Source organism: Streptomyces sp. SX-6, from assembly GCF_059089585.1.
The window spans coordinates 57,241-83,128 of the sequence record NZ_JBTHHU010000007.1; the positions used below are offsets into that span (position 1 = coordinate 57,241).

Sequence of the window (25,888 nt, forward strand, 5' to 3'; positions counted from 1 at the left end):
TCTCGCGGATGCGCCCCCCTCGGGCCGATACTCGGACGTGTACACGTCACGGCACGAGGGGGTCGCCGTCATGCTCCACGGCATCGACGTCAGCAGTTACCAGAGCGAGAACTACCCCACCCACGGCATCGACTTCGTCTTCGTCAAGGTCACCGAGGGCATGACCTACACCAACCCCAAATGGGTCGCCCAGCGCAACCACGCCCGCGAGGCCGGGCTCGTCCTCGGCTACTACCACTACGTCACGCCCGGTTCGATGAGCGCCCAAGCGAACCGTTTCCTCGCCATGATGGCGTTACGGGCCGGCGACATCCTCGCCCTCGACTGGGAGCACCCGGACGTCCCGGGCCACGACAAGGACCGCTGGCTGGCCCACGTCCAGGCCAAGGCCCCCGCCCACCGCGTGGTCCTCTACTGCAACCGCGACTTCTGGTTCCACCGCGACACCACCAACCGCGCCGCCGACGGCCTGTGGATCGCGGACCCCGACCACGCCGCCGGCCACCCGGGGGTCCGGCACGCCTGGGCGTTCCACCAGTACGGCGAGACCGGAGGGCTGGACCGCAACGTCGCGCACTTCTCCGACCGGGCCGCGCTGCGGGCGTGGGCGCGCCGGGAGCGCACGGAGGCGGAGGCGGAAGTGGAAACGGAAGCAGAAACGGAATAGGCCCGGGACTGGCATACAGCCGTGCGATTGTCCACTTTCGGGTGACGGTCGCCCCGCGCACTGCCGGGGCGGCCGGTCTCGAACGGATCATGCGAGGCAAGAGCCCGACGATCCCCCGGAGTCCCCTCATGGCAACCTGCAGCAGCTGCGGCAACGACTACTGGCTGTCCTTCGACATCACGACCATCACCGGCGAGAAATACACCTTCGACAGTTTCGAATGCGCGATCACCAAGCTCGCGCCCACCTGCGAACACTGCAGCGGCCGCATTATCGGCCACGGCGTCGAAGTCGCGGGACGCTTCTTCTGCTGCGCGCACTGCGCCCGGCAGGAGGACGGGCAGCTCGGGCAGCAGATCCGCGACACGGTGGGTGCCCACCCGGGCTGATCTGCTGCCGCCCACGTCGCTCGTGCACCCACACGAGCGACGTGATGCCCGTCGTGTCCGCGCGGCTTCCCGGCGGAAGAAACGGTTACGGCACCGAATCCGGCCGTGGGCAGGGGGAGCGGAGTTCGGGGTGGTGGAGCAGACATATGTCCGGATGGCGAACACCATGCATTTCGCCCGGAGACAGGTCTGCTGTCTCGTTCCCGTTCTTTGTCGGACCATGGCGTGATGAGTCCGATGTGTGAACTCCCTTGGAGCGCCTACCTTGTGGAATGCGAGAACCGGTGACCACTGCACGTGACCGGAAAGGGTGTTCCGATGGCGCTCACGCAAGAAGAGATGTTCCAGATCATGCAGATGTGGCAGCAGATGCAGCAGCATCAGCAGGGTACGACCAACGGCCAGGCCGAGAAGCAGAATGTGAACCTCGAGGCCAAGACCGTGCGCGGCAACATCATCGGCATGGCGCAGGGCGAACTGGGGGCACGGCTGTCCGACCCCGACGGGGTGGGCGTCAAGGGCCAGCGGGTCAGCTTCGTCGTCACCAGCACGAACCAGGAGTTCGGCAGTGCGGTCACCGACTCCAACGGTGACGCGACCCTCGACTCCGGCGCGAACATCTCCGACCCGCAGCTGATGGCCACGGCGGCTCTCTCCGGCTACACGGCCGTCTACCACGGCAACGCGCAGTACAACCCGGCGAAGGCGAGGGGCAAGTTCATCGTCGCCCTCTGACCCTTCCGGTGCTCAACTCAACGGCTGCCGCCTCGCGTTCGGGGGGTGGCAGCCGTCCTGTCCGATGTCAGCGCGCCCGCCCCCGAGGCTTGAGGGGCACGGGCGGCAACTCGGGCGCGGGCAGCGGGGAACCGTCGTAGCCCCGTACCTCTCCGAACCGGGACCCCGACATCCACTCCTCGCGGGCCCGGACGATGTCGTCGTGGCTGCGGCCCACGAAGTTCCACCACATCACGATCCGCTCCTCGAACGGCTCGCCGCCGAGCAGCATGAACGCGCTGTCCACGTCCGCCCGCAACGGCAGTTCGCGGCGCCCGCATCCGAGGTAGAGCATCGAGCCCGGCGCGAGCCGCACGCCGTCCACCTCGGCCTCGCCGGACATGGTCAGCGCCGCGTACTCGAAGTCCGGCTCGAGGGGGAGCCGGGCGGACGCTCCCGCGGGCAGGGTGACGTCCGCGCCGACGATCGGGGTGAACGTGGTGGCGGGGGAGGCGGTGCCGTCCAGTTCGCCCAGGATGACGGTCGCGTCGATCCCGCCGCCGCTCACGCGCGGCAGTTCGCCGTGGTGTTCCCACATCGGCGCGATGTGCCGGTGCGCGTCGGGGAGGGCCACCCACAGCTGGGCCCCGTGCAGCAGGCGGGCATGGTCACGCGGTGATTCCTCGGAGTGCGCGATGGCCCGCCCGGAGGTCATCACCCCCAACTCGCCGGGCCGCAGCACCTGGAGGCTGCCGAGGCTGTCCCGGTGCAGCACCTCCCCGTCGTGCAGCCAGCTGACGGTCTGCAGGCCCATGTGCGGATGCGGCGGCACCTGCATACCGGGATCGTCGGCGATGTCGTCCGGCCCGTAATGGTCGACGAAACACCACGCACCCACCATCCGCCGCCCGATGCTCGGCAACAGGCGTCGCACGACGGTGCTTTCGCCGAGCGGGACGTCCTTCGCGGGCAGCAGGTCGTGCACGGGACGAGCGGTGACGCCGTTGCGGCCCCCGCAGAGGGTGGGGGCGGGGTGGAGGTCGAGATTGCTCATGGGGACACTGTGCCAGGCGGGGGTCCCAGGCGCAGGACGGCTTACGGCGGCTCGAGCCGGCCCGCGCACCGCGCCCGTCGCGCGGGGTGCCGGCCGGTCCGGCCCGGGCCCTGCGTCTGCCGGACGCGGAGTGCGACCACCTCCACCACATCGCCGGTGCGCCGCTCCCACCCTCTGCAAGGTTCTTCACCACCCGCTGGTCAGCCCGGTCGCCGTCAACTGCGACGTTCTTCAACATCGCCGACCGGGACCAGCGGGTCGTGATCTACACCGCCGACCCCGGCTCGCCGTCCGAGGAGGTGCGCGGCTGCTGTCCGTCGTCGGCACGCAGCGCATGGACGTACCCGGCTGAGCGCCCCGGCCTGGCAGTCTGTCCGTCATGACCGATCCGACCGAGGCCCCGCTGTGGGCCGTTGCCCGTAAGTCCGCCACCTGGCTCGACGCCGCCAACGGCACGGGCGACCATGAGACCGCGCTGCGGCTGATGAAGCTCGCCGAGGAGGCCGGTGAGGTCATGCAGGCCTACATCGGCATGACCGGCCAGAACCCGCGCAAGGGTATCACCCACGAGCGCACGGATGTGGCTGCCGAACTCTGCGACGTCATCATCACAGCCGCCACCGCACTCCACCGCTTCACCGACGACCCGGCCGTTGCACTCGACACACACGCCCGGCGAGTTGCCCGGCGCATCGACGGGCTGTACCCGAATCCAGGGGCGTAATGAGGAAGTTCGCAATCCGCAATGCTGGCGCCCCATTCGCACCCACGGCACCCTCAGGCATGCGACATGCCCCCAGGCAGTCCCCGAGGAGGAAGCCATGCGAACGATGGGCAAGCTGGTACGACTGCTCGGATCGCCGGGCGCGAGGGCAGAGTCGCCGGACGTGAAGCCGGAGTACCGGCGATCTCCGTGCGCGGCAGGTGCGGATGCGGGCGTGCGACGGACGGTGGCGCAGCGCCGAGGAGGGTGACGGTCGCGGCCGGCGCGACGGCTGTCGCGAAGGCGCGTCTGATGGAGGCCATGCCGTTGGGTCACTCGAGCACCGAATGAGGGTACTTGGAGGACCGGGTCATGCGGCTGAAGGAACGGGCTGGTCATGGTCAATGCCGAGGGCGCATACGCGAGCCTCCGCGCGCCGGAGAGCCGGCACAAGCTCACCGACGAGGTGGGAGCGCGCACCCGGACGCCGTACGAACCCGGTCAGGGCCGTGGAGAGGCCGGGCCGAGGTGAGGACCGGGCACGGCCGGGGGCGGCGGTGACTCGTCCACAGCCTCCTCGCTCGCCGCGGCTGCCACCGCGGGCGAAGCGGTGCGCAGCGTCGTCGCCAGTGCCGGATCGGGTTCGACGGTGGCCGCGTTTGCCGCCGCGCTTCTGAGGTACCGCTTGTCGATTTCGGCAGTGATGACTCGTGCACCGCCGGCACCCGCCAGCGCTGCGCCCACCAGGGCGGTGACGCTCAGATTTACCGGATGGGTGCCGGGTGGTTGCGGTCCCAGCAGGACGGCGTCCTTGAGCGGGCCGTAAAGGCCCCAGGTGACGACTGCCCCGAAGGCGCCCACCAGGCTGTTCCCCACAAAACCGAGCTGCAGTATTCCGGCGGTCCGTTTCGGCAGCACCAGCTCGCTGGCGCTGAGCAGTGCGTTGACGATGCCGCCGACCGCACCGGCCGCCGCTATGAAGCCCAGGACGGCCCACACCGAGGCTGACGATGCCGCTGCCGCAAGCGAGTTGGGATTCGGAGGCATTGGCGTTCCTTCCCATGGGCGGACAGCAGGGATCAGTAGGTGATGACCACCTTGCGTGCCGTGTGGATATCGTTGAGCCCGCCGGTGGCGGCCGTGAAGCCGATCAGTGCCGGGGTGGGCACGGCTACGGGTACGGATGCGAGTGCGCTGTTGGGGCCGAACATCACCGGCTGCCGGTCGATACTGACGTACAGGCGGCCTCCGTTGAGCCCGATCCGTACCTCGTGCGTGCCCGTGCGCAGATCGGGGACATGGGTGGCGGCCGCGGCGTAGGTGAGGGTTTCGCCGCTGCCGCTGGTGGCGACTCCGATGAAGTTGCCCGAGGGATCATTGCCGTTCTTGAAGGTGTCGAGCGCGACGGCGACGCCGGGCAGACCGGAGTAGCCGAGGCCGCCTCCGCCGGTGCCCAGGGCCTGCGGCGTTGCCGAGGGGGCCAGGAGAACGAAGGCCAGCCCGTCGGCTCCGGTGCCTCCGGTGAGCTCGGCGGTGAATTCGGCGATCAGGCTGGCCGTCGGTACGGCAACCGAGTAGAACGCGGAGCCCGCCTGGTTGTTGGCGGCCGGAGTGAGGACCAGGTCGGTGCCGTTGAGGACGGCACTGCCGTTGAGGGTCCACGAGGTGGTGCCGGGCTCGGGAACGGGGTTGCCCTGGATGCCGGTTCCGGTGAAAGTGACCGTTTTCAGGCCCTGGTTGTCGTCACTGTTGAGGGTGTAGGCGCCGTGGACCGGGCCTGCGGCCGTGGGGCTCAGGGTGATCGGCTCGTGAAGGACGGCACCGGGCTGGAGCGTCTGCTGCTCGGCGATCGGCGAGGGGGCATTGAAGGGCGGGGTGGGTGCTTTGGCCTTGGTGATGGTGAGGGTGTCCGTTCCGGTGTTCCCGACGTCGAAGGTGAGGGTGGCCGAGGCACCGATGGAGACCGGCCCGAAGTCGAGGCCCGGCGGGATGATGTGCATCCGTGGTGCGCCCGTGGTGGCGCTGCCCGTGAGTGAGGCGGTGACCGAGAGCTGGTTGCCGCCGGTGACCGTGAGCTTGTCCTGGTAGTCCCCGGCCGGGCTGGGGGCGGTGGGCCGGTAGTCGACCGCGATGGCGAGCGAGGCGCCGGGAGGGAGCGGGGTGCCCACGGGCGGCAGGTTGCGGGCGGTGAAGGGAGCGGTGGGCGCGGTGAGGCCGGCGATGGTCTCCGGGACGGTACCGGTATTGGTGATGATCACGCCAAGTGTCATCTGCTCTCCGACGGTGACCCGCCCGAAGTCCACGCGGGGCGGGGTGGCGCTGAAGCCGGGTCGGGTGCCGATGCCGTGCAGGCCCAGGGCCATGGTCTCGGGTGTGGCGTCGGTGGTCACCGAGAAGGTCAGGGCACCGATGGCTCCGCCGGGGCCGGCGGGGGTGAAGGTGACGGGGACAGCGAGCCGGTCGGCGGGCCGAAGGGTCACGGGCAGCGGGGACGGAGCGGTCACGGCGAACGGAGGATCGGTGGTGACGGCAGTGACGGTCACGGCGCGGGTGGCCGTCACAGTCGCGGTCGCCTGGCCGGTGCTGCCGACGGCGGTGGAGCCCAGGTCGACCGGACCCCCGGTGAGCGGCGACCGGGTGGGCCGGCCGAAAGCGATCACCTTGCCGTCGTGAGTGCCGACGTAGACCCGGCCGCTGCCGACCGCGGGCACCGAGAACTTGGTGGCCGTGCCGATCGGCGCGGACCAGCGCAGCGGCAGTACTCCGTCGACCGGGACGGTGTCATAGGCCCGCAGGTGCGCATTGCTTCCGCCCGGGCCGCCGGGGCAGATCAGCCAGACCAGTGCGGAGCCGGAGGTGGTACCGGTCGAGGTCACCACGGGCGAGCCGGGGTAGTAGCCGATGCCGTCGGCGCTGGCGCCCACATAGGTCAGTTCGGGCGTCCCGTCGACCGAGAGGCGGTAGGCGAGGGCGCGCAGAAACCCGTTGTTCTCGGGGATGTAGACATAGCCGCCGTCGCCGCCCCAGACCGCCGGATGGCCCCAGACCCCCATGAACGGGCCGGTGACGCCCAGCACTTGGTCGGGGTCGCCGGGTTTGGCGTGTCCCCCGAGGTTGTCGCGGTCGAGGAGGAAGACCCGGCCATCCTTGCCGATGTGCACCATCAGGCGGGGATGGGCCGGTGTGCCGAACGGCGGCGAGGGCAGCGCGACCGGGCCGCCGGATCCCAGGTCCTCGTCCCGGCCGTCCAGGGCGGCCGCATCGCTGGGACTGAAGAAGTCCTGGGCGGCCAGGGGACTGCCGCTGCCGGCCGCGAGCCGGACCACCGACTCGGCCAGCTGGCCCGGGGGCCTGCTGCCCGGGCCGGGCGCCGGGGAGGTGCCGTTGCCGGTGGAGAAGAAGATCCTGCCAGGCCTGTCGGAGAGCAGGCCGCCGCCGCTCATCCATACCCCGGCTTCGCCGTCGGTGGTGGCGTTCTGGGTCGCCCACAACCGGACGGCGCGGGTGGTGGTGTTCACGCCCACCACATAGCCGACGTACGGGCCGTGGTCGCAGTGCGAGCCGAAGCCGACGAACACCTCGCCGTCCAGCAGGAGTAGCCCCGGACGCTGGTGGGCGGTGTACGGGTTGAAGGTGTTGCCCGGGTTGTTGACCGGGCTGCCCTGGATGGTCACGGGCCAGCCGGGCTGCTCTGTGCCCGTGGCGAGGTCGAGGGCGTGGAGATACCAGTGCGGGTGGGTGACATCGGGCCCGTCATTGACCTTGGCGGTGACATGGACGAGTCCCGAGGAGGGGTCGAAGACCGGGGTGGCGGTGATACCGATGTGGGGTTGGATGTCGCTGCAGCCGGGAATCGCGTCGTAGGGAAAGGGCGGGCCCAGCGAGCGGGACCACTGGACGGCGCCGGTCACGGCGTGGATGCCGTAGACCATGTTGTTCTCGGTGGCGGCCACGACGGTGCTGCCGATGACCAGGGGCTGGGCGAAGACCTGGCCGTCCACGACGGTGGCGAAGAGCGGGCCGAAGTCCGCGGCGCCCACCTGGGCGGGTGCCAGGTCGGGCTGGCCGGCATCCCAGCCGGTGCGCAGGGCGTTCATCGAGACGGTCGTGTCGTCGGCGGTGCCGGCGACGGGCTGCGGTGCGTTCATGACCGTCGCTCCTTCCTGGCCGGTGAGCCGGTGCCCTTCACCATGTGATGTCCTGGCCGTCCGCGGCGACTTCGACGCCCGCGCGGGTCAGGGTCACGGTGGCCGCCGATGCCGGGTCGGTCAGCGGGTTGGTGTTGTTCAGATGGGTGTAGAGCCGGCGGACGCCCGGGTGCCGGCGCAGGTGCTCGAGCGTCCCGTCGGGGCCGCTCACGGGCAGGTGCCCCATTCGGCGGGCGGTCGGTCCCGGGCCCGTGCCGCCCCGGTGGGCCAGGTGCGCCGGTTCGTCCTCGCTCCAGAACGTGCCGTCCACCAGGGCGGCATCGGCCCCGTGGAGCAGGTCGTCCAGGCCTGCCGGCCAGCGGGCGAGCGAGGGAGCATAGACCAGCGCCGCGCCGGACCGGGTGTCCTCGAAACGGTAGGCGACCACGGTCGGGCCCGAGTCCGGGTGTGCGCTCCGGTAGCGGGGCCGCTTCTCCCCGATGGGCAGTACGGTGACCTGCAACTGCCCGTCCGCCAGAGGCAGTCGGACCTCGGAGCTGGTCGGCAGGTCGATCGGGTGCCAGCGGTGACGAGTGTACGGCGCGAGCAGATCACGCAGCGGGAAGTCCTCGGTCAGCCCGCGGAGCACCGGACCCGGCGCGTACAGGTCGAGCGCGGCGCCCTCGCGCAGGGCGAACAGGCCGGCCACATGGTCGAGTTCGCCGTCTGTCAGCAGCACCCCGCGCAGCGGTGTGTCGCGGGTTCCGGGCGAGGGAGCCAGCCCGGGCGTGGCCAGGAGCTGGGCGCGCAGCTCGGCGGAGGCATTGACCATGTACCACGCCCCGTCGGTGACGCTGATCGCCAGGGACTCCTGGCTGCGCCAGCTCGCCGGGCCGCTGGCCCGGGCGCGTTCGCAGTGGGGGCAGCCGCAGTTCCACTGGGGAACGCCACCCCCGGCGGCGGTGCCGAGCACACGGACACGCATCTGCCTACCTCCTGTGCGGGGCCGGTCCCCGGGGCGTTCGCGGCACCACGGGCAGCGGCCGCCCGGCCGCGGCTTCGGCCTCCGCCTCGGCGACGATCCGGTCGACCAGCGGACGGTGCGGCGACAGCCGGCAGACCGGGTCCGTCGCCGCCGCGTCCCCGGTCAGCTCGAACGCCTGGCAGCGGCAGCCACCGAAGTCGGTTTCCTTGCGCGGGCAGCTGCGGCACGGCTCGGGCATCCAGTCCGTGCCACGAAAGCGGTTGAACGCCGGTGAGCGGTACCAGATGTCCGCCAGCCCGGCATCGCGGACGTTGACCACACCTAGTCCGGGGATGCGGCCAGCGGCCGGGCAGGGCAGCGCATCACCATTGGGGGCGACGGTCATCTGGCGGCTGCCCCAGCCGTGCATACAGGGCTTGGGCAGGTCGTCGTGGTAGTCGGCGACCACATAGACGATCTCCATGCGCCGGCCCGGACGGCGGCGGGCCGCGCGCACCTCGCGCTCGGCGGCGGCGAGCTGGGCGCGGGTGGGCAGCAGGGCGGCCCGGTTCAGCAGTGCCCACCCGTAGTACTGGGTGTTGGCCAGCTCCAGCCTGTCGGCGCCGATCCGCTCGGCGAGGCCGATGAGTTCGGTGAGGTGTGTGATGTTGGCACGGTGCAGGACGACATTGACGGTGAGCGCCAGCCCCGCCGCCTTGACCTCCGCCGCTGCGGCCAGCTTGCGCCGGTGAACGGGCTGCCCCGCGATCGCGTCCGCGCCGGTGGGCCGGGCGTCCTGGAAGCTGATCTGCACATGGTCGAGACCGGCCGCGGCCAACTCGGCCACCCGGGACGGCGACAGCGCCTGGCCGCCGGTGATCAGGCTGGTGTACAGGCCCAGTCGGCGGGCGTGGCCGGCGATGCGGGGAAGATCGCGGCGCACCAACGGTTCGCCACCCGACAGGTGGGTCTGCAGCACACCGAGTTCCCGGGCCTCGGTGAGGACGGCGCACCACTGCTCGCAGGTGAGCTCATCGGCGTAGGAGCCGAGGGCCACCGGATTCGAGCAGTACGGGCAGCGCAGGGGGCAGCGGTAGGTGAGCTCGGCCAGCAGGCCCAGCGGCCGGTCCGCGAACTCAGCCACCGTCGGACTCCCCGTGCCCGGAGGCCGTCTTCGCGGCCGGGACCAGCAGGTGCCGCTCGGCGACAGTGGTCAGGAACGCCTCGACCTCCTGCGGCACCACTGCGTCATAGCGTCGCTCCAGAACGGTGGTGATCTCTGCGGTCCGGGTGGCGCCGTCGCACATCCGCAGGATCGCCACGCCGGTCTCGTTGAGCAGCAGGACACCCTCCGGGTGCAGGAGCACATCCCGGCGCCGCACCGGGTCGTGGCCGAGTCGCACACCGGGCCCGAGCCGCCAGCATGTGGACGGTCCGCCGTGCACCGCAGCTCACCTCACCGGTCCGGCGTGCCCGATCGCGTCGAGCATGCTCCACAGCAGATCGCACTTGACTCCCAACGCGCCGAGCGCCGCGTCCTGCGACTCCCGCGTGGTGCAGTGTTCCAGCACCACTGCCCGGGCGTGTGCCGCGTCCGCGGCGGCGGCTTCGATCCGGTCCGTGAAGTACCGGTGGCCCGTGGGGGCGATCCACGGGTAGTGAGTGCGCAGCGCCTCGAGGCGGGTGTCCATCAGGGCGGGAGAGAACAGTTCGGTCAGGGAGGCGGCCACCGCCTCGACCCATGGGCGGTTGCGTGCCAGGTTCACATAGGCGTCGGTGGCGAACCGGACACCGGGCACCACATGCCGTTCCTCCAGCACATCCGACCGGCTCAGCCCGGACGCCGTGGCGAGCGCCAGCCACCCTTCCAGCCCACCCTCGGCACGGGGTGTGCCGTCGGTGCCGTCCTGGTAGACGATCCGCCGCACCCAGCGGCGCCGCACCCGTACCTCGGGGCAGTTGGCGACGATGGCGGCGTCCTTCTGCGGCAGACACTTCTGGTAGTACCAGCGGTTGGCGATCCAGCGCTTCACCTCGCCCGGTGCAAGGTCGCCCGCATGCAGCCGCTCATGAAACGGGTGCTTGTCCCAGTACCGGGCGGACAACGCCTCTAGCGCTGTCCCGAACTCCTCCTGGCCGAGCAGCCGGGGCTTTCCTTCCACGGGGCCTCCTTCGGACAGCCGCCGCACCGACGCGACCGCTATCGGCGGCCCGCGTACGCGGTGACTTCATGCGGCGTTTCGATGTCCTCGAACAGCGGAGGCACCCAGTCCCTCCGCAGGCCTTCACCTACAGGATCCGGCTCGCCGACGATGGGCGGTCCGGCAAGGGGTTCGGTGCGGTCGATCTCGTCCGCCATGAGTCCACCTCTTCGGGAAAGCGGTGACCTGGGAAGCCGCGGGCCGCTCAGTTGGGCACGGACACCCCCACGCTCAGGCTAACCCGGTCAGGACCGGCGCGCATTTTCGCGGCCCAGTCTTCATAGAACTGCCGGATCACGTCCCTGAGTTCGCCGCCTGCGAGGTCACACGCCCGAACGGTCCGCCGGGCACACCCGGCGGACCGTCGTGGGCGGCCGGAGCCGGCACCTCTGGAGCCGGTCGCCGGCCAGGTGGCAGGCGACCGCTACCCGGACATGTCCCTCACCTCCGCACCGCGGGAGGCATAGGTTCCGTCGATGCGCCGGGCGACTCGCCAGGCGTGTGCGTCGAGCGCGGCGCTCAGCCGGGTACGTCCATGCGCTGCGTGCCGACGACCGACAGCAGCCGCAATGCCTCCTCGGACGGCGAGCCGGGGTCGGCGGTGTAGATCACGACCCGCTGGTCGCGGTCGGTGATGTCGAGGACGTCGCAGTTGACGGTGACCGGGCCGACCATCGGGTGGTGAAGGACCTTGCAGAGGGTGGGAGCGGCGCACACGTCGTGGGATTCCCACAGCCGGGCGAACTCTTCGCTGCCGGAGACGAGTTCGCGTACCAGCGCCGTCACCTCGGGGTCGTCGGGGTAGCGGGCGGCGGTGGCGCGCAGGTTCCGGGCCGCGGTGCGGGCGAACGCGTCCGCGTCCGGCAGGCCGTACAGCCGCCGGCCCTGCGGGCGCGGGCCGAGGAAGGCGCGGCGCAGGAGGTTGCGGTCGCGCCGCGGCAGGGCGGAGAAGTCCTCCATGAGGGCGGCCGCCAGATCGTTCCAGGCGAGCACCTCGTACGTCGCGGACAGCACGACCGCACCGGCCATCGGCAAGCGGTTCAGCAGGTCGAGGATGCTCTGCCGCACCTCGCGCGAAGGCCCGGCCGACGGCACGGGAGGCGCACCGGCGAGGTGGTGGAGGTGATCGCGCTCCGCGTCCGGCAGCCGCAGGGCCCGGGCGAGACCGGCCAGCACCTCGCGCGACGGGCGCGGTGCGCGGGCCTGCTCGAGCCGCGTGTAGTACTCGCTTGAGATGAACGCCAGTTGCGCCACCTCCTCACGCCGCAGCCCCGGGGTACGGCGCCGCGGCCCGACCGGAAGCCCCACTTCGCCGGGGGTGATCCGCTCACGCCTGCTGCGCAGGAATGCCGCCAGTTCTCGTCTGTCCACGTCTCCAGTGTCCGTGGGTGCGCGAAGTTCATCCAGGTACTGCCGGTGCCTGGATGGGCTCCGCGGTCCGGCACAGGCTGGCTGCCATGGACAACACACCGACCACCACCCAGGGCCTGCTGACCGGCAAGGCCGTCTTCGTCACCGGCGCGGGGCGCGGCATCGGAGCCGCGGCGGCGCGCCTGTTCGCCCGCGAAGGCGCCCGCGTACTGCTCTCCTCCAGGACGGAGGAACAGCTCAAAACGGTCACCGACGAGATCCGTGCGGCGGGCGGCACCGCGGACTACGCGGTGTGCGACCTGGCCGACGCGGACGGCGTGCGCGCTGCCGTCGACCGCGCCGTGGAGTTGTACGGCCGGCTCGACGGCGCCTTCAACAACGCCGGTACGGCCGTACCGCCCGGCCCGATGGACCAGACCGCGGAAGCCGACTTCGACCACGTCTACGCCGTGAACCTCAAGGGCACCTGGCTGGCCATGACCGCCGAGGTGGCCGCCATCCGGGCCACCTCCGGAACAGGGGCCATCGTCAACACCTCCAGTGTCGGCAGCCTGGTGGGCAACCCCGAGCTGCCCGCCTACGGGGCGACGAAGCGGGCGGTCAACAGCCTGACCGAGTCCGCGGCCGTCACCTACGGACCGGAGGGCATCCGCGTCAACGCCATCGCCCCCGGCACCACGCTGACCGAGATGTTCCGGACGTGGAGCGACCGTTCTCCCGAGATCCTCGAGCGCCTCAACTCACAGACAGCGCTGAGGCGCCCGGCAGATCCCGACGAGATCGCCCAGGCCGCCGCCTGGCTCCTCAGCGACCGCGCCTCGTATGTGACCGGGACGGTGCTGAGGGTGGACGGCGGCATATGGGTGTAAGGACGACCCTCTGCGGATAGCCTTGGATGCCGTGGAACGACACGACGGGATACGGCAGTTGGGGTGGGGCTTCACTCACACCCAGTACAGCGCGGACCACGGCGCATCGGACGCCGTCCGCAGGGCCGGTGCCCTGCTGTCCGCGCATGCTCTGCCGCAGAACCAGCACATCATGGGCTGGGGCGCGGAGAACCCCGAACCGGCGCCCGGACGTTACGACTTCGAGTCCCTCGACGACCGCGTCGCCCTGATGCGGGCCACGGGGGCCACCCCTGTCCTCACCCTGTGCGGGGCCCCGGACTGGATGAAGGGCGGGCGGAAGGGACGTACCGACTGGTCACGGCTGGAGGACGCGCCCGATCCGCGGCACTACGCGGACTTCGCGCGGCTGGCCGGGGTGGTCGCCCGCCGCTATCCGGACATCCGGCACTTCCTCGTGTGGAACGAGCTGAAGGGCTTCTACGACGAGGACAAGTGCCGCTGGGATTACGAGGGTTACACCGACCTCTACAACCTCGTGTACGAGGAGCTGAAGCGGCAGAGCCCGGGGAGCCTGGTCGGCGGCCCCTACGTAGTCGCCGACCACGAGCCGCCCGGCGACGAGGACGGCTCGCCCGAGGTGCGAGGTGTGTGGGGCGGGCTCGACCGGCGCTCCGTCGACGTCATCCGTTACTGGAACGCGCACAAGGCGGGCGCGGACTTCGTCGTCGTGGACGGAGCCAGCTACACCCGTGAGGGGCACCGGACGATCCCCGACGAGTTCGCCGCCACGGAGAAGTTCGCCGACGTCACCCGCTGGCTGCGGCGTCTCACCGGGCTTCCGGTGTGGTGGGCCGAGTGGTACGTCGAACCGCCCGCGGAGGACTACCGGCCGGGCGGCCGGGACGGCTGGAGCGAGGACCACCGCACCGCCGTGCACGCCACCGCGCTGATGCGGCTGGCGGCGAGCGGCGCCTCGGCCGCCTTCTACTGGAACCCGCAGCAGACCGGGGACGACTGCCCAGGCTGCCTGTGGAGCAGCACGCATCTGCGGGGTGGAGGCGAGGAGTTGCCCATGGCGCGGCTGCTGGGCCGGTTCGCCCGGGAGTTCCCTCCGGGCACCGCCTTCCGGCCGGTCGTCGCCACCGCCCGGGGCGGCGCCAGGATCCAGGTCCTCGCCGACGGCGCGGCCGTGCTCGTCGTCAACACCGAGCCCCGGCCGGTCGCCGCCCGGGCGGACGGGCGGGACCTGGCACTCGCCCCCTACGAGGTGCGCTGGCTGTCAACATGATCGTTGGATGACAACATCCTTAATCTGCTGGCTTCCCGGCACCGTGGTTCATAGCCTTGACCGCATGCCCACCGCCCACACGACCCAGCCCTGCCCTGACCAGATCAACCGTCGCATCAGGGCGTTCCTCATGGCACGGCGCGGGCGGGCCCTCACGATGGCGGAGCGGCGCGAGTACGAAGGGCTGCGCAAGCAGTGGCTGGCCGCACGGCAGCGGCGCCGCGGCTGGTGAAGTCGGCTACCAGTTCCGTACGGCGAAGAGCTTCGCCGGGGCCAGGACCTCCACGTGGCCGTGATCGCCGTACTCGGAACGCCGCCAGTCGGCGAACAGCTTGGCGGTGCGCTCCACGCTGCTGTCTTCCCACACGTCGAAGTCGGACCGGACCACGGCATCGATGCGGGAGCCGCCCGCAGGTGTGCGGATGTAGACGCGCTTCACATGGGTGGCGAGGGCGGCGTCCGCTTTCGGGGCCTTCGTCTTGAGGTACGCGCGGAACTCGCGGAGCATCGGGAACCAGCGGTGCGGACCGGCCGTCGGTATCTCCCCGTCGACGTCCTCGGTGTTGCCCGGGGGAGGACCGTCCGGGTCAGGGTGCTCGTCGGTGGTGTCCGGGACGTCTTCCTGGGTGTCGTCGCTCGTCTCGTCCGTCGTCTCGTCGGCTGTCTCGTCCGTGGTGTCGTCGGTCGTCTCGTCCGTGGTCTCGTCTGTCGTCTCGTCCGTCGCGGACGATCCCGGTCCGGGCGTGGCGGCGACCCCTTGCGCCCCTGCGTGTTCCGTACCGCAGGCGGTCAGCGGCAAGCAGCAGAAGACGAGTGCTGCGACAACAGGTATGTACCGAGTCGTGAGCTTCATCTGTGGCTCCTTTCGGAGGATGAGAGGGGCAGACACAGCGCGAGGTTCCCTGGGGGCGCGAGGCAACCCCCGTGCAGTTGTGGTGAGATCACGCCTCGGTGACGTCATTCTTCTCCAAAAAGAGAGATACTTCCGGCCGTTGCATGGCAGTCTGGTCCGCCGCTAAGTTCCAGGGAAAACGCTCGTGGACAGCGAGACCCAGGGAGGCTTCATGCCCGGCAGCGCTGTGACACCGCTCTACTTCGACGATCCGTACCTGACAGTCGCCGAAAGCGAGGTGACGAGATACGGAACGGACGACCGCGGAACGTATGTCGTGCTCGCCTCGCCGCTGTTCTATCCGCAGGGCGGAGGACAGAAGGGTGACCGGGGCACGCTCGCCATCGGCGGCGACGGAACGCTCGTCGTTCTCGACACCCGTAAGGCCGACGCCGAGATCCGCCACTATGTGGACGGCGCCGTCCCACGGGCCGGTGCGGTCCGTCAGGAATTGGACTGGCCGTTCCGCTACCACCAGATGAAGATGCACTCCGCCGCACACTTTCTGCACGGCGCCCTCGAGGAAGTGACCGGCGCCGAATTCCCCTATCCCGTACGGGCGCCGCTGTCCGAGACCGGCGGTGAGTGCCACTACGAGACCGGTGACCGGTTCGGCCCGGACGAGCTCGCCAAGGCCGTGGCGGCGATGAACGCGTACACCGCACAGGGGCACGCCATCACCACACGGGCGGACGAGGAGCGCGGCCCCGGCATGCGCTCATGGCACTGCGCGGGGTACACGGTGGCCTGCGGAGGGCTGCATCCGCGCAGTTCGGCGGAGATCGGGTCGATCGACGCGCGGATGCGGACCAAGCGGGGCAAGGCACTTGTCTCCTTCTGGCCGCGGGCGTCCCATGGGTGACAAGGGCACGGCATTCGGCTCGTATCTGTACCGGCTGCGCATCGAGCGCGGCCGGGACACCGTGGCCGACTTCCTCCGCGACCAGGAGGTGCCGTTCACCGCGAATTACTACCGGGACGTCGAGGCCGGCCGGAAGATACTGAGCGTCGAGACCGCGGTCACCTTGCACGACGCCCTGGGGCTGGACCAGTCAGGGACGGCCGAGTACTTCTGGCACTACTTCCACGACGTGCTGCCGGCGGAGGTGCACCGGACGCTGTTCGGCCAGCGCGTCCGCCGGGCGGAGGGCACGCTGGCCGACCTCAACGACCGCCATGCCGACCAGGCGGACCTGCGGCGCCGGGCGCTGGCCGTCGCCCGCTACGAGCGGGAGTTCGTCGCCGACGCCGTGATCACCGAGTCCTTCCACCGGAACTTCGACCTGCTGCCGCTCATGACCTACGTCTACATGGTCGCCACGGCCAGTGAGGCGGAGGTGGCCCGGGTGTGCGAGCGGATCGGGGTCGAGTACGGGCCCCGGGTGCGGGAGTTCCTCGCCGGTGTCGCCGAGATCAAGGAGCGGGACGGCACACGGTGGTTCACGCGTCACGCGCCGGTTCTGCGCATGCCGCGCAACGAGGCGGGAGTGGCGCTCAAGGGCCGGTTCGCGCTGCACGAGATGGCCCGCTCGGTGGAGAAGCCGGACGAGGGCGAGTTGTTCCCGCCGGGCGGCACGTTCCGGTATTCGGCCATGATCGCATTGCCGGATTCCGCTCTGCACCGCATTCAGGAACGCCTGGCCGATCTGCTCGCTGAGGTGGAAGTGGCCGCCGATTCCACAGGGCAGCTCGACAATCCCGAATGCGTGCCCTATTTCTTCGCGGTGGTGATCTCCGGGCGTCCCGAGTACAACGGCCGCGCTGTCATGTGAATCCTGGGAATCCTGTTGAGCAGTGGGAAAGGACGGCCCTCTGTCCGCATGGCGGGAAATGCCCTTCACTTCTTCCTCGAGATGAATGATTCTTCCAGTGGTTAGCTTTTTGGGCGACTACACGCTGCAAGGGGGAAGCGTATGTCCCCGGTGATTGCCGAAATCCCAGTGACAACCGAGGCAGGACTGGCCACTTGGACCGTTGACCCGGCCCTGGTGTCCGACCCGGCACAGGTCCGCGACTTGGTCGCCGGCCACGCCGAAGCGATCCTGGCGAGCGTCGAGAAGCACGGCGCGCTCCGTGTGCGCGGTCTGCGGACGGTTCGCACGGCGGCCGAATTCTCGACGGTGGCCTCCGAATTGATGCCCGCGCTGCGCGACTACGTGGGCGGCACCTCTCCACGGGAGCAGGTGCACGACAAGGTCATGACGGCCACGTACGTTCCGCCGTCGTGGTCGATCATCCTGCACCAGGAGATGGCCTACACCCACGCGATGCCGGCCTACATCTCCTTCTTCTGCGAGCACCCGGCGACCGTCGGCGGCCTGTCCACCTACGGCGACATGCGGCTCGCACTGGACCGGATCGATCCCGCCGTGCGCGACCGGCTGGACCGGCACGGGCTCCGTCTGGCGCGCACGCTGCTCGGCCCGGACAGCGTGCACCTCAAGCCCGGCGTCAAGAAGCCGTGGACCGAGGTGTTCGGGACCACCGACCCCGCCGAGGTCGACCGCATCGCGGCCGAACGGGGCTGGGAGAGCGAGTGGATCGGCGACGACGCCGTCCGCCTCCGCCAGGACCTGGTCCCCGCCGTCCGTACGCACCCGGTCACCGGCGTCCCGGTGTGGTGCAACCAGGCGCACTTCTTCAGCCCGGCGTGCATGCTGCGCTGGGCCCAGGAGGACGGCCGGCACGAGGAGTACGCCGAGCAGGCCCGCGCCGCGGAGGAACACCCGGAGCTGCTCGACCGGATGTACCTGGGCTCGGGGGAGCCCGTCCGCGACGAGGACGCGCTGCACGTCTACGAGGTGCTGCGCACCCTCGAACGCGGCGTACGGCTCGAGCCCTCCGACCTCCTGCTCGTCGACAACCTGCTGGTCGCCCACGGGCGTACCGCGTTCGAAGGGGAGCGCCGCATCCTGGTCGCTCTCTCCGACCGTTCTCACAACTGACAACCGGAACACCGACCTTCGGGGGAAGTCGTGTCCATCGTTCTGCAGCCGGACGAGCGCGTCCGGCTCGACCAACTCGTCCATGCCGCTTGCGAGCGGGTGCCGGTCAGCCTGTCCGAGCCGGTGCGCGACCGCGTCCGGCAGTCCCGCAACCTCCTGGAGAAGTTCGTCGCCGACGGCCGCGTGATCTACGGCGTCAACACGAGCATGGGGGGATTCGTCGACCACCTGGTCCCCGTGTCCATGGCCCGGCAGCTCCAGGAGAACCTCATCAACGCGGTCGCCACCAACGTCGGCCCGCGCCTCGACGCGACCACCGTGCGGGCCATCATGCTGGCCCGCGTCGTCTCGCTCGCACGGGGGAACTCGGCGATCTCCCCGGAGAACCTCGACAAACTGATCGCCGTGCTCAACGCGGGCGTCGTGCCGTGCGTGCCGGAGAAGGGGTCGCTCGGCACCAGCGGCGACCTCGGCCCGCTCGCCGCCATCGCACTGGTCTGCGCCGGGCAGTGGAAGGCCATGGTGGACGGCGAGGTCATGCCGGGGGCGCAGGCGCTGGCCCGGGTGGGCATCGAACCCATGGTGCTCGGCTACAAGGAAGGCCTCGCCCTGATCAACGGGACCTCCGGCATGGTGGGGCTGGGGGCCCTGGTGTACCAGCGGGCCCGCCGGCTGGTGGAGGTGTACCAGCTCGTCTCCGCGCTGTCCGTCGAGGGCCTCGCCGGCATGACCAAGCCGTTCGACCCACGCGTTCACCGGGTCAAGCCGCACCGCGGCCAGCAGACGGTGGCCGCCCGGCTGTGGGACGTACTCGCCGACTCGCGCCTCGCCGTCAACGAGCTCGACACCGAGCGCGCGCTCGCCGCGGAGATGGACGACTCGGCCAGGGCCGCCTCGATGCCCATCGAGGACGCGTACTCGATCCGATGTACCCCGCAGATCCTCGGCCCGGTCCTCGACTGCCTGGACACCGTGGGCCGGACCCTGACGGACGAGCTGAACTCCTCCAACGACAACCCGGTCGTGATTCCGGAGGAGAACGAGGTCTTCCACAACGGGCACTTCCACGGCCAGTACGTGGCGATGGCCATGGACCATCTCGTCCTCGCGCTGACCACGCTCACCAACCTCTCCAACCGCCGGGTGGACAGGTTCCTGGACAAGAGCAACAGCAACGGGCTGCCCGCCTTCCTCTGCCGGGAGGACCCCGGCCTGCGACTGGGCCTGATGGGCGGGCAGTTCATGACCGCCTCCGTCACCGCCGAGACCCGTACCCTCGCGGTGCCGATGTCCGTGCAGTCGCTGACCAGCACCGCCGACTTCCAGGACATCGTGTCGTTCGGCTTCGTCGCCGCACGCCGGGCCCGCGAGGTGCTGACCAACGCGTCCTATGTCGTGGCCTTCGAGCTGCTCTGCGCCTGCCAGGCAGCCGACATCCGCGGCGCGGACGGGCTCTCCTCCGCGACGAGGCGGCTGTACGAACGCACCCGGCGCACCGTGCCGTTCCTCGACCGGGACGAGACGCTCACCGACTACATCGAGGCGCTGGCCGCAGACCTGCTCGCCGAGCCCGTCCCGGAGGCTGTCCGATGACCACCACGACGGCCGAGTCGGCCGCCCTGAGCGCGCTGCGCGAGCGCTTCGGCGACCGGCTCGGCACCGGCGCGGCGATCCGCGCCCAGCACTGCCAGTCACCCCTGTGGCTGCCCGAACAGCCGCCGGACGCCGTGGTGTTCGCACAGAGCCGCGACGACGTGGTCGCGACGGTGCGGCTGTGCGCCGAGCACGGCGTACCGGTCATCCCGTACGGGGCCGGCAGCTCGCTCGAGGGGCACGTCAACGCCCCGTACGGAGGCGTCTGTCTGGATCTGTCCCGCATGGACGCGGTCGTCTCGGTCGACCCCGACGACGCCACCGCCACCGTCCAGCCGGGCGTGACACGGAAGGCGCTCGAGCGCAGGGTGCGCGACCTCGGCCTGTTCTTCTCCGTGGACCCCGGAGCCGACGCGAGCATCGGCGGGATGGCCTCCACGCGCGCGTCCGGCACCAACACCGTGCGGTACGGCACGATGCGCGAGAACACCCTGGCCCTCGAAGTGGTGCTGGCCGACGGGCGGGTGATCCGCACCGGCGGCCGCGCCCGCAAGTCCTCGGCGGGATACGACCTGACCCGGCTGTTCGTCGGCGCGGAGGGCACCCTCGGCGTCATCACCGAACTGACCGTCCGCCTCTGGCCGGTTCCCGAGTGCATCGGCAGCGGTGTGTGCGCCTTCGCGTCGCTCGACAACGCGGTGCGCACGGTGATCGACGCCGGGCGGCTCGGCCTGGACCTGGCCCGCATCGAGCTCCTCGACCGCACGACGGTACGGGCCTGCAACGCGTACTCCGGCCTGGAACTTCCGGACCAGGTGCACCTCTTCGTCGAACTGCACGGCGACAAGGCCAACGTCGAGGAACACGCCAAGCGGTTCGGCCACCTCGCCTCCGGGTACGGCGGCAAGGGCTTCGACTGGAGCACCGTGGCCGCCGAGCGGGCCCGCCTCTGGCGGGCCCGGCACGACGCCTGGTGGGCCATCCACGCGCTCTTCCCCGGGCGCCGCGGCATCCCCACCGACGTATGCGTCCCGGTGTCCCGGCTGGCGGAGATCATCACGGTCACCGAGTACGACATCGCCGAGAGCGGACTGGATGTGGCCGTCGTCGGCCACGTCGGCGACGGCAACTTCCATTTGCTGGTCATGCTGGAACCGGACGACACCGCGACGGTCACGCGGGCCAGGGAACTCGTCGAGCGGCTGAACCTGCGGGCGATCGGCATGGACGGCACATGCACCGGCGAGCACGGGGTCGGCCAGGGCAAGGCAGCCGTACTGCCGGTCGAGCACGGAGAGGCGGTCGAAGCGATGCGCGCCATCAAACGGGCGCTTGACCCCGCGGACATCATGAACCCGGGAAAGGTCCTGCATTGAAGATCATCATCGTCGGGATCGGCTGCGCCAGCGCGAAGTACCTGGCCGACGCGATGCGTTCCGCCGGCCACGAACCGGTGGTCGTGGCCGACCCGGCGCACTACGCCGGAGCGGCGCGGGCGGCGCTGGAGAGCTGCGTCTGCGTACCCGCCGACATCACCGACACGAAGGACGTACTGCGGGCGCTCACCGAACGGCCGGACGCGCTCTCCGGCGCGACGGCCGTCACCAGCCCCTTCGACGAGACGTTCCCCGTGAGCCGGCAGGTGGCCGACGAACTCGGCCTGGCCCACCCGCCGTCGGCGTTCGCCGCCCTGGCCGACAAGGCCCGGGTCGCCGTCCTCGTACCCGAACACAGCCCGTGGACCGTCACGTTCGACCCGCGCGACATCCCCGCTTCGTTGGGCGCGGGTGCGCCCGGCCCGGTGCTGCTCAAGCCGTCGCTGTGCACGGGCGCGCTCGGTGTACGGGTGCTGGAGGAGCCCAGCCCGGCGGCCGTCGCCGAGGCGGTACGCGGCTCGGCGGTGCCGGGTGCGCTGGACCAGCCGTGGCTGCTGCAACAGGTGGTGACAGGAGACCTGGTCAGCCTGGAAGGCATGGTCCGCGACGGAGAGCTCACGGTCCTGGGCTTCTCCCGCCGCGTCAGGATCGGCACCACCGAGGTCGTCAACCTGTTCCCGGCGGGGCACACGCTCCCCACCCCGGTCCGCGACGAATGCGTGACGGCCGTGACCAAGCTCGTCGACCGGGGCGGCCTCGCCAACGGCTATGTGCACAGCGAGTTCCTGGCCACCGCCGAGCGCGCGTATCTCGTCGACGCGAACGCCGGCCGCGTCGGCGGCGGTGCCCTCGTCGAACAGATCGCTATGGCGCACCAAGTGCACCCGGGAGACGTGGTGCGCCACGCACTGCTGCTCCCGCTCACCCCCGACGCCCCCGCACCCGCCTACCGCCCGGTGCGGCTCACCCGGTCAACCACCAGCTATATGTACGGCCTGCGGGAGGGCGGGACGGTGCGATCCGTGTCCGCCCCCGTCGACACCCCGTGCCTGCACACCCAGTTCGCCGTCCCCGGCCAGGAAGTGCCAGCGGTCGGTGACTCCGACTATGCCTGGGTCGGCATCTTCACGGGCCTGTCCGCGGATGCCGAGCGCGACATCGGCCGGGTAGTGATCCACACCGACCGCGGCGACCGCTCCGCGTACCACGGACCATGCTGATCTACGTCATCCGGCTCACCTCCTGGTGCTCCTGGAGCGTCCTCTACGCCTTCCTCGCCGTCTGGCTGCTGCACACCGGCGCACTCGGCGACACCGCCGTCGGCCTGGTGGCCGGGACGGCGGTGATCGCCAACCGGGTGGGCTCGCTGCTGTTCGCCCCGCTCGTGCACCGCGTCGACAAGCGGCTGGTGATCGTGGCCTCCCAACTCCTCGTGATCACCCTGGCGTTGCTCCTGAAGCTGCTCCACGCGGCCGGCCCCGCGTCGGTGATCCCCTGGCTGGCGGTCGCCGCCCTGTTCGGCCTGGCCAACTCGGTCGCCACGCTGGCCCAGGTCACGTTCATCGCCGTCCGGTACCCGCCCGAGGAGACCAACCGCGCGTTCTCCTACGAGAACGTGGCCCTGAACATCGGCGCGGGCCTGGCACCCGTCCTCTCCGCCCTGGCCCTCAAGGCACCCGACGCTTACCCACTCGCGCCCATCCCCTTCGCCGCACTGAGCGCCGTACTGGCCCTCTTCCTGCCCGGCGACCGGTCCGGAGCGGCAAGACCCCCGCAGGCCGCGGATCGAGGCCAACCCCAACTACGTTCAGTGCTACCGCTGTTCCTGGCCATGAACTTCCTGACCCTGCTCGCCTACGCCCAGTTCTACAACGTCTTCCCGGTCCAGGCCGAGCCCGCACTGGGCGCCTCGACGGTCGGGCTGCTCTTCACGTTCAGCAGCGTGGTGATCGTCCTGAGCCAGGTGCCGCTGACCCGCCTCCTCGCCCGCTACGGCGAACGCACCCAGCTCGCGGCCGCCAACGCGATCAGCGCGGCGGGCATCGTCCTGCTGCCGAAGGCAGGCGCCGGTCTCGGCTACGCCCTGGCCGCGATCCTGCTGATCACCCTCGGCGAGATGGTGTACGGCCCGCTGTACCAGACGATCGCGGTACGCATGATCCCAGAACGGCCGACCTACGCCATCGGCGTCGTCACCTTTGTCTGGGGACTGGCCGAGTCCTTGGCGAGTGTGGTGGGCCTCGCCCTCGTCGGGGCGGGCCTGGGCGCGTGGTCGTTCCTGGGGGCGGCGGGGATGTGCGTGATCGTCACCGCCCTCGCCTTGGCTGCACCGGGGCTCGGTCAGTCGGCGGGCATCTCCCAGACCGATACGTGCTGACGGCTCTCGTGGGTGAACGGCGCCCGCGACCATCCCTCCCACCGGTCGCGCAGCCGCAGCCCGGCGAGCGCTCGGGTACCCCACCTCGATGTTGTAAGTGGCCGCGCTACACAGTGATCACTTGCGCGCCATTTGGGAGAGCTTTTTGGCCAACTGGGGCCAACTAGTGCATGCAAGATGGCTCCTTTTGATGCCATGGAGATCAGTGGGCGCGGTGCCTACTGACGGACACCCCAGGGAGAAACCTTGGCATCCATAACGGTGGTCCGAAAGCGGACTATCTTCACCGTGGTCGGTCTGATGGCGGCCACGCTACTGCCAACTTCAGCCTCTCTGGCTGCAGAGCAGCCCGACGCCGGGCGCGTGGAAACCTACATCCTGCCCGTCAACACTCGCATCCCGTCATTAAAGGAGCTGAGTGCTGGATCAGGGTTGCAGCGATTGAGGTCCGCTGCGAAACAATCCGAGAGCTCTCGAGCGGCCCTGGAGACAACCGGTGCGGCTGCTTCGTATGCGCCAAAGTCTGACTTGCCCTCGGCGGCGCCTTCTCCTTCCGAGCAGGGAATGACGAACTCGCTGAGCAAGATCTCGTACCCGGAACCGCCGAGGTCGATGTCGCTGGAAGAGTGCAAGAAGCACATGGGTGGTGATGCGAAGTACTACTTGAAGAGTCGCTTCGCTGTATGCACCGCGCTGAAGCTCACTCAAGTGTGGATAAAAAAGAGGGGCGCCCCTCCGGTCGCCACCAGCTCGCTGACGTTCTACATCCGCGGTACGGTACCCAAGGAGTCGGATCGCACGATCCACTTCGAATGGGATGTGGTCGACTTCTACAAGGTCGGCGCTGCCCCGACGGCCCGTCAATTTTTCAAAATCAGCACCCCGCTTCCCTTGGTGATGCCTAAATCGGCGAAGATCAAGAAGGGAGGGAACGTACCTGGGGAAAAGAGCTTCGATGACCTTAGGCGTAAGCCGCACTTCGAACAAACGCTGCGTGCTGCCCCAGGCCAAGGGCGTGGCAAGGCAGATGTTGTCGAAGCCGTCTATGAACCGGTGATCTCCTCGAGACTTCCGGTGGGCTGGATCGGCGAGCCCGTCCAGGGCAAGCCCTTTATGCTTCCGCCGAGATGGGACGCAGCGTGGTACTTGCGGAACTCGACTGGTGGGAAGAAGCGTGAGAACCGGGGTAGTGCTTCGTTCGCGTATCTGGGGACGCTGTACTACAACGCTAAACCCGGGGCGCCCGAACGCGAAGTAGCGCTGCATATCAAGAAGGCGTTCGCTCACCCCGAGCAGACGACCCCTTACATGGCTGCCAAGAATGTTCCGGGCCAAGATTTCAGCAGGCCGCTACACGTGATCAAGGAAGATCGATCGAGAAAGGACAAGAATTACAGGGAATCCGTGAAGCAATGCCGGAGGGCTTGGGGTGCTGGCTACACAATGGGTGGCATCTATGAGTGTGATGAATATCCGTTCCAGTCGACCTACGAAGGTGCGGCTGAGTCGATATTTAATCCCGATGCCAAGAAATTCAACTACTCTGTTGCGCGCGTAAAGAAGGCCGACAATGGTGCTGCAGGTAACCTGCTGGACGGATTCTATACAAAGAACCGCATGATCGATGACTATGAGGACGGCTTCATCGTAAAAATACTCGATTGACCGAATGTGGGGCGGCTTCTCCTGATAGCCGCCCCGCCGCGTCAATCCAGAGCGGGCCAGAACTGTACAAGGTACTGTTCCACTCCGACGGTTTCCTCGCCGGCCTCGACGAGCTCTTGCGCTTCATCTCTTCCCGTGCAGTATGCCCTCATGCTCCAGCGGCTGTCCTCCCGCCCGAGAATCACGCTGTCACTGGAACGACCGAGGGTGACAGCCCAGATTGACAGCTCACCTGACGTCGACTCGATGACTGCTTCCCCGTACTCGTCCCACTGTGAACGATCGCTATGCGGCGGAGTGCTCTCCCAGACTTCGATCCTCACATCGGCGGTGTGACTGTGACCTGCGCTGCAGATATCTACTCGACGTTCGTGGGGAGTGAGGAACCGGTCGGTCGTGAACTCGTCGGCGAAGGGTACAGGGACGGCGGAGTCGTCTGACTCCTGGAAACAGAAGCCGTAGTAGGCGATGTCAACAGCTAGGCGTTGTGTCTGCGCAGGGTGGGTCATCTGAATTCCTTTCCGATTGGACTTTTGCGCACAAGGTGTGAGTGGGGGCCTACGGAGCCGTGCCATTGGTGACTTGAAGGCTGAAGTTGCCGAGGTCGAATCGATATCAAAGGTGCTTGGGTGGGAGGTTTGGCGTGGTTGCTCCCGCCTCGCGCCGCGTCAGTCACCCGACCAGGGGATCGTATCGCCCTCGTTCCGATCG

Annotated in this window: 26 protein-coding genes and 2 pseudogenes; 16 read left to right on the plus strand and 12 right to left on the minus strand. The window is 69.4% G+C overall.

Annotated elements, in window-relative coordinates:
- The first annotated feature begins 37 nt into the window (after nucleotides 1–37).
- The 3 genes from ACV530_RS10575 to ACV530_RS10585 all read left to right on the plus strand — a co-directional run bounded on the left by ACV530_RS10575 (nucleotide 38) and on the right by ACV530_RS10585 (nucleotide 1,791).
- Nucleotides 38–667 (plus strand): glycoside hydrolase family 25 protein, encoded by a 630-nt coding sequence (locus ACV530_RS10575; protein ID WP_494332083.1) that lies wholly within the window; start codon nucleotides 38–40, stop codon nucleotides 665–667.
- Nucleotides 668–795: 128 nt separating this feature from the next.
- A complete protein-coding gene (locus tag ACV530_RS10580; protein WP_494332084.1) occupies nucleotides 796–1,056 on the plus strand; it encodes a metallothionein in 261 nt (86 codons plus the stop codon).
- Nucleotides 1,057–1,374: 318 nt separating this feature from the next.
- Nucleotides 1,375–1,791 carry a hypothetical protein gene (locus tag ACV530_RS10585; RefSeq protein WP_494332085.1) on the plus strand — a complete coding sequence of 139 codons (417 nt, stop codon included), beginning with the start codon at nucleotides 1,375–1,377 and terminating at the stop codon, nucleotides 1,789–1,791.
- A gap of 67 nt (nucleotides 1,792–1,858) precedes the next feature.
- Here the strand turns inward: ACV530_RS10585 and ACV530_RS10590 are convergent, their stop codons facing one another.
- Complete coding sequence (locus ACV530_RS10590) at nucleotides 1,859–2,824, minus strand: pirin family protein (protein WP_494332086.1); 966 nt, start codon at nucleotides 2,822–2,824, stop codon at nucleotides 1,859–1,861.
- 148 nt (nucleotides 2,825–2,972) lie between these two features.
- Between ACV530_RS10590 and ACV530_RS10595 the strand changes: the two are divergent.
- Both ACV530_RS10595 and ACV530_RS10600 read left to right on the plus strand, forming a co-directional pair.
- Nucleotides 2,973–3,176 (plus strand): annotated as a pseudogene (locus tag ACV530_RS10595) (MmyB family transcriptional regulator); the annotation flags it as partial.
- 27 nt (nucleotides 3,177–3,203) lie between these two features.
- Nucleotides 3,204–3,548: a MazG-like family protein gene (locus ACV530_RS10600; protein ID WP_494332087.1), complete on the plus strand. Its 345-nt coding sequence runs from the start codon at nucleotides 3,204–3,206 to the stop codon at nucleotides 3,546–3,548.
- 480 nt (nucleotides 3,549–4,028) lie between these two features.
- Here the strand turns inward: ACV530_RS10600 and ACV530_RS10605 are convergent, their stop codons facing one another.
- From ACV530_RS10605 to ACV530_RS10640, 8 genes are all read right to left on the minus strand, one after another.
- A complete protein-coding gene (locus tag ACV530_RS10605) occupies nucleotides 4,029–4,574 on the minus strand; it encodes a DUF4257 domain-containing protein (protein WP_494332088.1) in 546 nt (181 codons plus the stop codon).
- A 32-nt stretch (nucleotides 4,575–4,606) separates the two neighbouring features.
- Nucleotides 4,607–7,675 carry a choice-of-anchor D domain-containing protein gene (locus tag ACV530_RS10610; RefSeq protein WP_494332089.1) on the minus strand — a complete coding sequence of 1,023 codons (3,069 nt, stop codon included), beginning with the start codon at nucleotides 7,673–7,675 and terminating at the stop codon, nucleotides 4,607–4,609.
- A 37-nt stretch (nucleotides 7,676–7,712) separates the two neighbouring features.
- Nucleotides 7,713–8,639, minus strand: a complete 927-nt coding sequence (gene pqqB, locus ACV530_RS10615) for a pyrroloquinoline quinone biosynthesis protein PqqB (protein ID WP_494332090.1) — start codon at nucleotides 8,637–8,639, stop codon at nucleotides 7,713–7,715.
- A 4-nt stretch (nucleotides 8,640–8,643) separates the two neighbouring features.
- A complete protein-coding gene (gene pqqE / locus ACV530_RS10620) occupies nucleotides 8,644–9,762 on the minus strand; it encodes a pyrroloquinoline quinone biosynthesis protein PqqE (RefSeq protein ID WP_494332091.1) in 1,119 nt (372 codons plus the stop codon).
- Nucleotides 9,755–10,063 (minus strand): pyrroloquinoline quinone biosynthesis peptide chaperone PqqD, encoded by a 309-nt coding sequence (gene pqqD, locus ACV530_RS10625; RefSeq protein ID WP_494332092.1) that lies wholly within the window; start codon nucleotides 10,061–10,063, stop codon nucleotides 9,755–9,757. The genes pqqE and pqqD overlap by 8 nt, the downstream gene beginning before the upstream one ends.
- A 6-nt stretch (nucleotides 10,064–10,069) precedes the next feature.
- Entirely contained in the window at nucleotides 10,070–10,780 is a 711-nt protein-coding gene (gene pqqC, locus ACV530_RS10630) for a pyrroloquinoline-quinone synthase PqqC (RefSeq protein WP_494332093.1), read from the minus strand.
- 38 nt (nucleotides 10,781–10,818) lie between these two features.
- Nucleotides 10,819–10,977: a hypothetical protein gene (locus ACV530_RS10635; RefSeq protein ID WP_494332094.1), complete on the minus strand. Its 159-nt coding sequence runs from the start codon at nucleotides 10,975–10,977 to the stop codon at nucleotides 10,819–10,821.
- 361 nt (nucleotides 10,978–11,338) lie between these two features.
- Nucleotides 11,339–12,190, minus strand: a complete 852-nt coding sequence (locus ACV530_RS10640; protein ID WP_494332095.1) for a helix-turn-helix transcriptional regulator — start codon at nucleotides 12,188–12,190, stop codon at nucleotides 11,339–11,341.
- An 86-nt stretch (nucleotides 12,191–12,276) separates the two neighbouring features.
- Between ACV530_RS10640 and ACV530_RS10645 the strand changes: the two genes are divergently transcribed.
- The 3 genes from ACV530_RS10645 (at nucleotide 12,277) to ACV530_RS10655 (ending at nucleotide 14,561) form a co-directional block, all read left to right on the plus strand.
- A complete protein-coding gene (locus ACV530_RS10645; RefSeq protein ID WP_494332096.1) occupies nucleotides 12,277–13,059 on the plus strand; it encodes an SDR family NAD(P)-dependent oxidoreductase in 783 nt (260 codons plus the stop codon).
- Between the two features lie 31 nt (nucleotides 13,060–13,090).
- Nucleotides 13,091–14,329 carry a xylan 1,4-beta-xylosidase gene (locus ACV530_RS10650; protein WP_494332097.1) on the plus strand — a complete coding sequence of 413 codons (1,239 nt, stop codon included), beginning with the start codon at nucleotides 13,091–13,093 and terminating at the stop codon, nucleotides 14,327–14,329.
- 64 nt (nucleotides 14,330–14,393) lie between these two features.
- Nucleotides 14,394–14,561, plus strand: a complete 168-nt coding sequence (locus tag ACV530_RS10655; RefSeq protein ID WP_494332098.1) for a hypothetical protein — start codon at nucleotides 14,394–14,396, stop codon at nucleotides 14,559–14,561.
- Nucleotides 14,562–14,567: 6 nt separating this feature from the next.
- On the opposite strand, the gene ACV530_RS10660 is transcribed toward ACV530_RS10655, so the two are convergent.
- On the minus strand, nucleotides 14,568–15,182 hold the full coding sequence (locus ACV530_RS10660) for a hypothetical protein (protein WP_494332099.1): 615 nt from the start codon (nucleotides 15,180–15,182) through the stop codon (nucleotides 14,568–14,570).
- Between the two features lie 211 nt (nucleotides 15,183–15,393).
- Between ACV530_RS10660 and ACV530_RS10665 the strand changes: the two genes are divergently transcribed.
- The 7 genes from ACV530_RS10665 to ACV530_RS10695 all read left to right on the plus strand — a co-directional run bounded on the left by ACV530_RS10665 (nucleotide 15,394) and on the right by ACV530_RS10695 (nucleotide 23,512).
- Nucleotides 15,394–16,083, plus strand: a complete 690-nt coding sequence (locus ACV530_RS10665) for an alanyl-tRNA editing protein (RefSeq protein ID WP_494332100.1) — start codon at nucleotides 15,394–15,396, stop codon at nucleotides 16,081–16,083.
- On the plus strand, nucleotides 16,076–16,993 hold the full coding sequence (locus ACV530_RS10670; protein WP_494332101.1) for a hypothetical protein: 918 nt from the start codon (nucleotides 16,076–16,078) through the stop codon (nucleotides 16,991–16,993). Before ACV530_RS10665 ends, ACV530_RS10670 begins: the two co-directional genes overlap by 8 nt.
- A gap of 168 nt (nucleotides 16,994–17,161) precedes the next feature.
- A complete protein-coding gene (locus tag ACV530_RS10675) occupies nucleotides 17,162–18,166 on the plus strand; it encodes a TauD/TfdA family dioxygenase (RefSeq protein WP_494332102.1) in 1,005 nt (334 codons plus the stop codon).
- Between the two features lie 30 nt (nucleotides 18,167–18,196).
- On the plus strand, nucleotides 18,197–19,759 hold the full coding sequence (locus ACV530_RS10680; protein WP_494332103.1) for a phenylalanine aminomutase (D-beta-phenylalanine forming): 1,563 nt from the start codon (nucleotides 18,197–18,199) through the stop codon (nucleotides 19,757–19,759).
- Nucleotides 19,756–21,135 (plus strand): FAD-binding oxidoreductase, encoded by a 1,380-nt coding sequence (locus ACV530_RS10685; RefSeq protein WP_494332104.1) that lies wholly within the window; start codon nucleotides 19,756–19,758, stop codon nucleotides 21,133–21,135. Before ACV530_RS10680 ends, ACV530_RS10685 begins: the two co-directional genes overlap by 4 nt.
- Nucleotides 21,132–22,355: an ATP-grasp domain-containing protein gene (locus tag ACV530_RS10690; RefSeq protein ID WP_494332105.1), complete on the plus strand. Its 1,224-nt coding sequence runs from the start codon at nucleotides 21,132–21,134 to the stop codon at nucleotides 22,353–22,355. The genes ACV530_RS10685 and ACV530_RS10690 overlap by 4 nt, the downstream gene beginning before the upstream one ends.
- Nucleotides 22,349–23,512, plus strand: a complete 1,164-nt coding sequence (locus tag ACV530_RS10695) for an MFS transporter (RefSeq protein ID WP_494332106.1) — start codon at nucleotides 22,349–22,351, stop codon at nucleotides 23,510–23,512. The genes ACV530_RS10690 and ACV530_RS10695 overlap by 7 nt, the downstream gene beginning before the upstream one ends.
- On the opposite strand, the pseudogene ACV530_RS10700 reads toward ACV530_RS10695, so the two are convergent.
- A pseudogene (locus ACV530_RS10700) lies at nucleotides 23,476–23,580 on the minus strand (SAM-dependent methyltransferase); the annotation flags it as partial. The gene ACV530_RS10695 and the pseudogene ACV530_RS10700 overlap by 37 nt on opposite strands.
- A gap of 178 nt (nucleotides 23,581–23,758) precedes the next feature.
- Here ACV530_RS10700 and ACV530_RS10705 point away from each other — a divergent pair.
- On the plus strand, nucleotides 23,759–25,177 hold the full coding sequence (locus ACV530_RS10705; RefSeq protein ID WP_494332107.1) for a NucA/NucB deoxyribonuclease domain-containing protein: 1,419 nt from the start codon (nucleotides 23,759–23,761) through the stop codon (nucleotides 25,175–25,177).
- A 41-nt stretch (nucleotides 25,178–25,218) separates the two neighbouring features.
- On the opposite strand, the gene ACV530_RS10710 is transcribed toward ACV530_RS10705, so the two are convergent.
- Entirely contained in the window at nucleotides 25,219–25,686 is a 468-nt protein-coding gene (locus ACV530_RS10710; protein WP_494332108.1) for a hypothetical protein, read from the minus strand.
- Nucleotides 25,687–25,888 lie beyond the last annotated feature (202 nt).

Excerpts from the sequence above, each read along its gene's own strand:
- ACV530_RS10580 (WP_494332084.1), top strand. The coding sequence starts at position 796 with ATGGCAACCTGCAGCAGCTGCGGCAACGACTACTGGCTGTCCTTCGAC.
- ACV530_RS10585 (WP_494332085.1), top strand. The coding sequence starts at position 1,375 with ATGGCGCTCACGCAAGAAGAGATGTTCCAGATCATGCAGATGTGGCAG.
- ACV530_RS10590 (WP_494332086.1), bottom strand. The coding sequence starts at position 2,824 with ATGAGCAATCTCGACCTCCACCCCGCCCCCACCCTCTGCGGGGGCCGC.
- ACV530_RS10600 (WP_494332087.1), top strand. The coding sequence starts at position 3,204 with ATGACCGATCCGACCGAGGCCCCGCTGTGGGCCGTTGCCCGTAAGTCC.
- ACV530_RS10605 (WP_494332088.1), bottom strand. The coding sequence starts at position 4,574 with ATGCCTCCGAATCCCAACTCGCTTGCGGCAGCGGCATCGTCAGCCTCG.
- ACV530_RS10610 (WP_494332089.1), bottom strand. The coding sequence starts at position 7,675 with ATGAACGCACCGCAGCCCGTCGCCGGCACCGCCGACGACACGACCGTC.
- pqqB (WP_494332090.1), bottom strand. The coding sequence starts at position 8,639 with ATGCGTGTCCGTGTGCTCGGCACCGCCGCCGGGGGTGGCGTTCCCCAG.
- ACV530_RS10635 (WP_494332094.1), bottom strand. The coding sequence starts at position 10,977 with ATGGCGGACGAGATCGACCGCACCGAACCCCTTGCCGGACCGCCCATC.
- ACV530_RS10645 (WP_494332096.1), top strand. The coding sequence starts at position 12,277 with ATGGACAACACACCGACCACCACCCAGGGCCTGCTGACCGGCAAGGCC.
- ACV530_RS10655 (WP_494332098.1), top strand. The coding sequence starts at position 14,394 with ATGCCCACCGCCCACACGACCCAGCCCTGCCCTGACCAGATCAACCGT.
- ACV530_RS10660 (WP_494332099.1), bottom strand. The coding sequence starts at position 15,182 with ATGAAGCTCACGACTCGGTACATACCTGTTGTCGCAGCACTCGTCTTC.
- ACV530_RS10665 (WP_494332100.1), top strand. The coding sequence starts at position 15,394 with ATGCCCGGCAGCGCTGTGACACCGCTCTACTTCGACGATCCGTACCTG.
- ACV530_RS10670 (WP_494332101.1), top strand. The coding sequence starts at position 16,076 with ATGGGTGACAAGGGCACGGCATTCGGCTCGTATCTGTACCGGCTGCGC.
- ACV530_RS10685 (WP_494332104.1), top strand. The coding sequence starts at position 19,756 with ATGACCACCACGACGGCCGAGTCGGCCGCCCTGAGCGCGCTGCGCGAG.
- ACV530_RS10695 (WP_494332106.1), top strand. The coding sequence starts at position 22,349 with ATGCTGATCTACGTCATCCGGCTCACCTCCTGGTGCTCCTGGAGCGTC.
- ACV530_RS10710 (WP_494332108.1), bottom strand. The coding sequence starts at position 25,686 with ATGACCCACCCTGCGCAGACACAACGCCTAGCTGTTGACATCGCCTAC.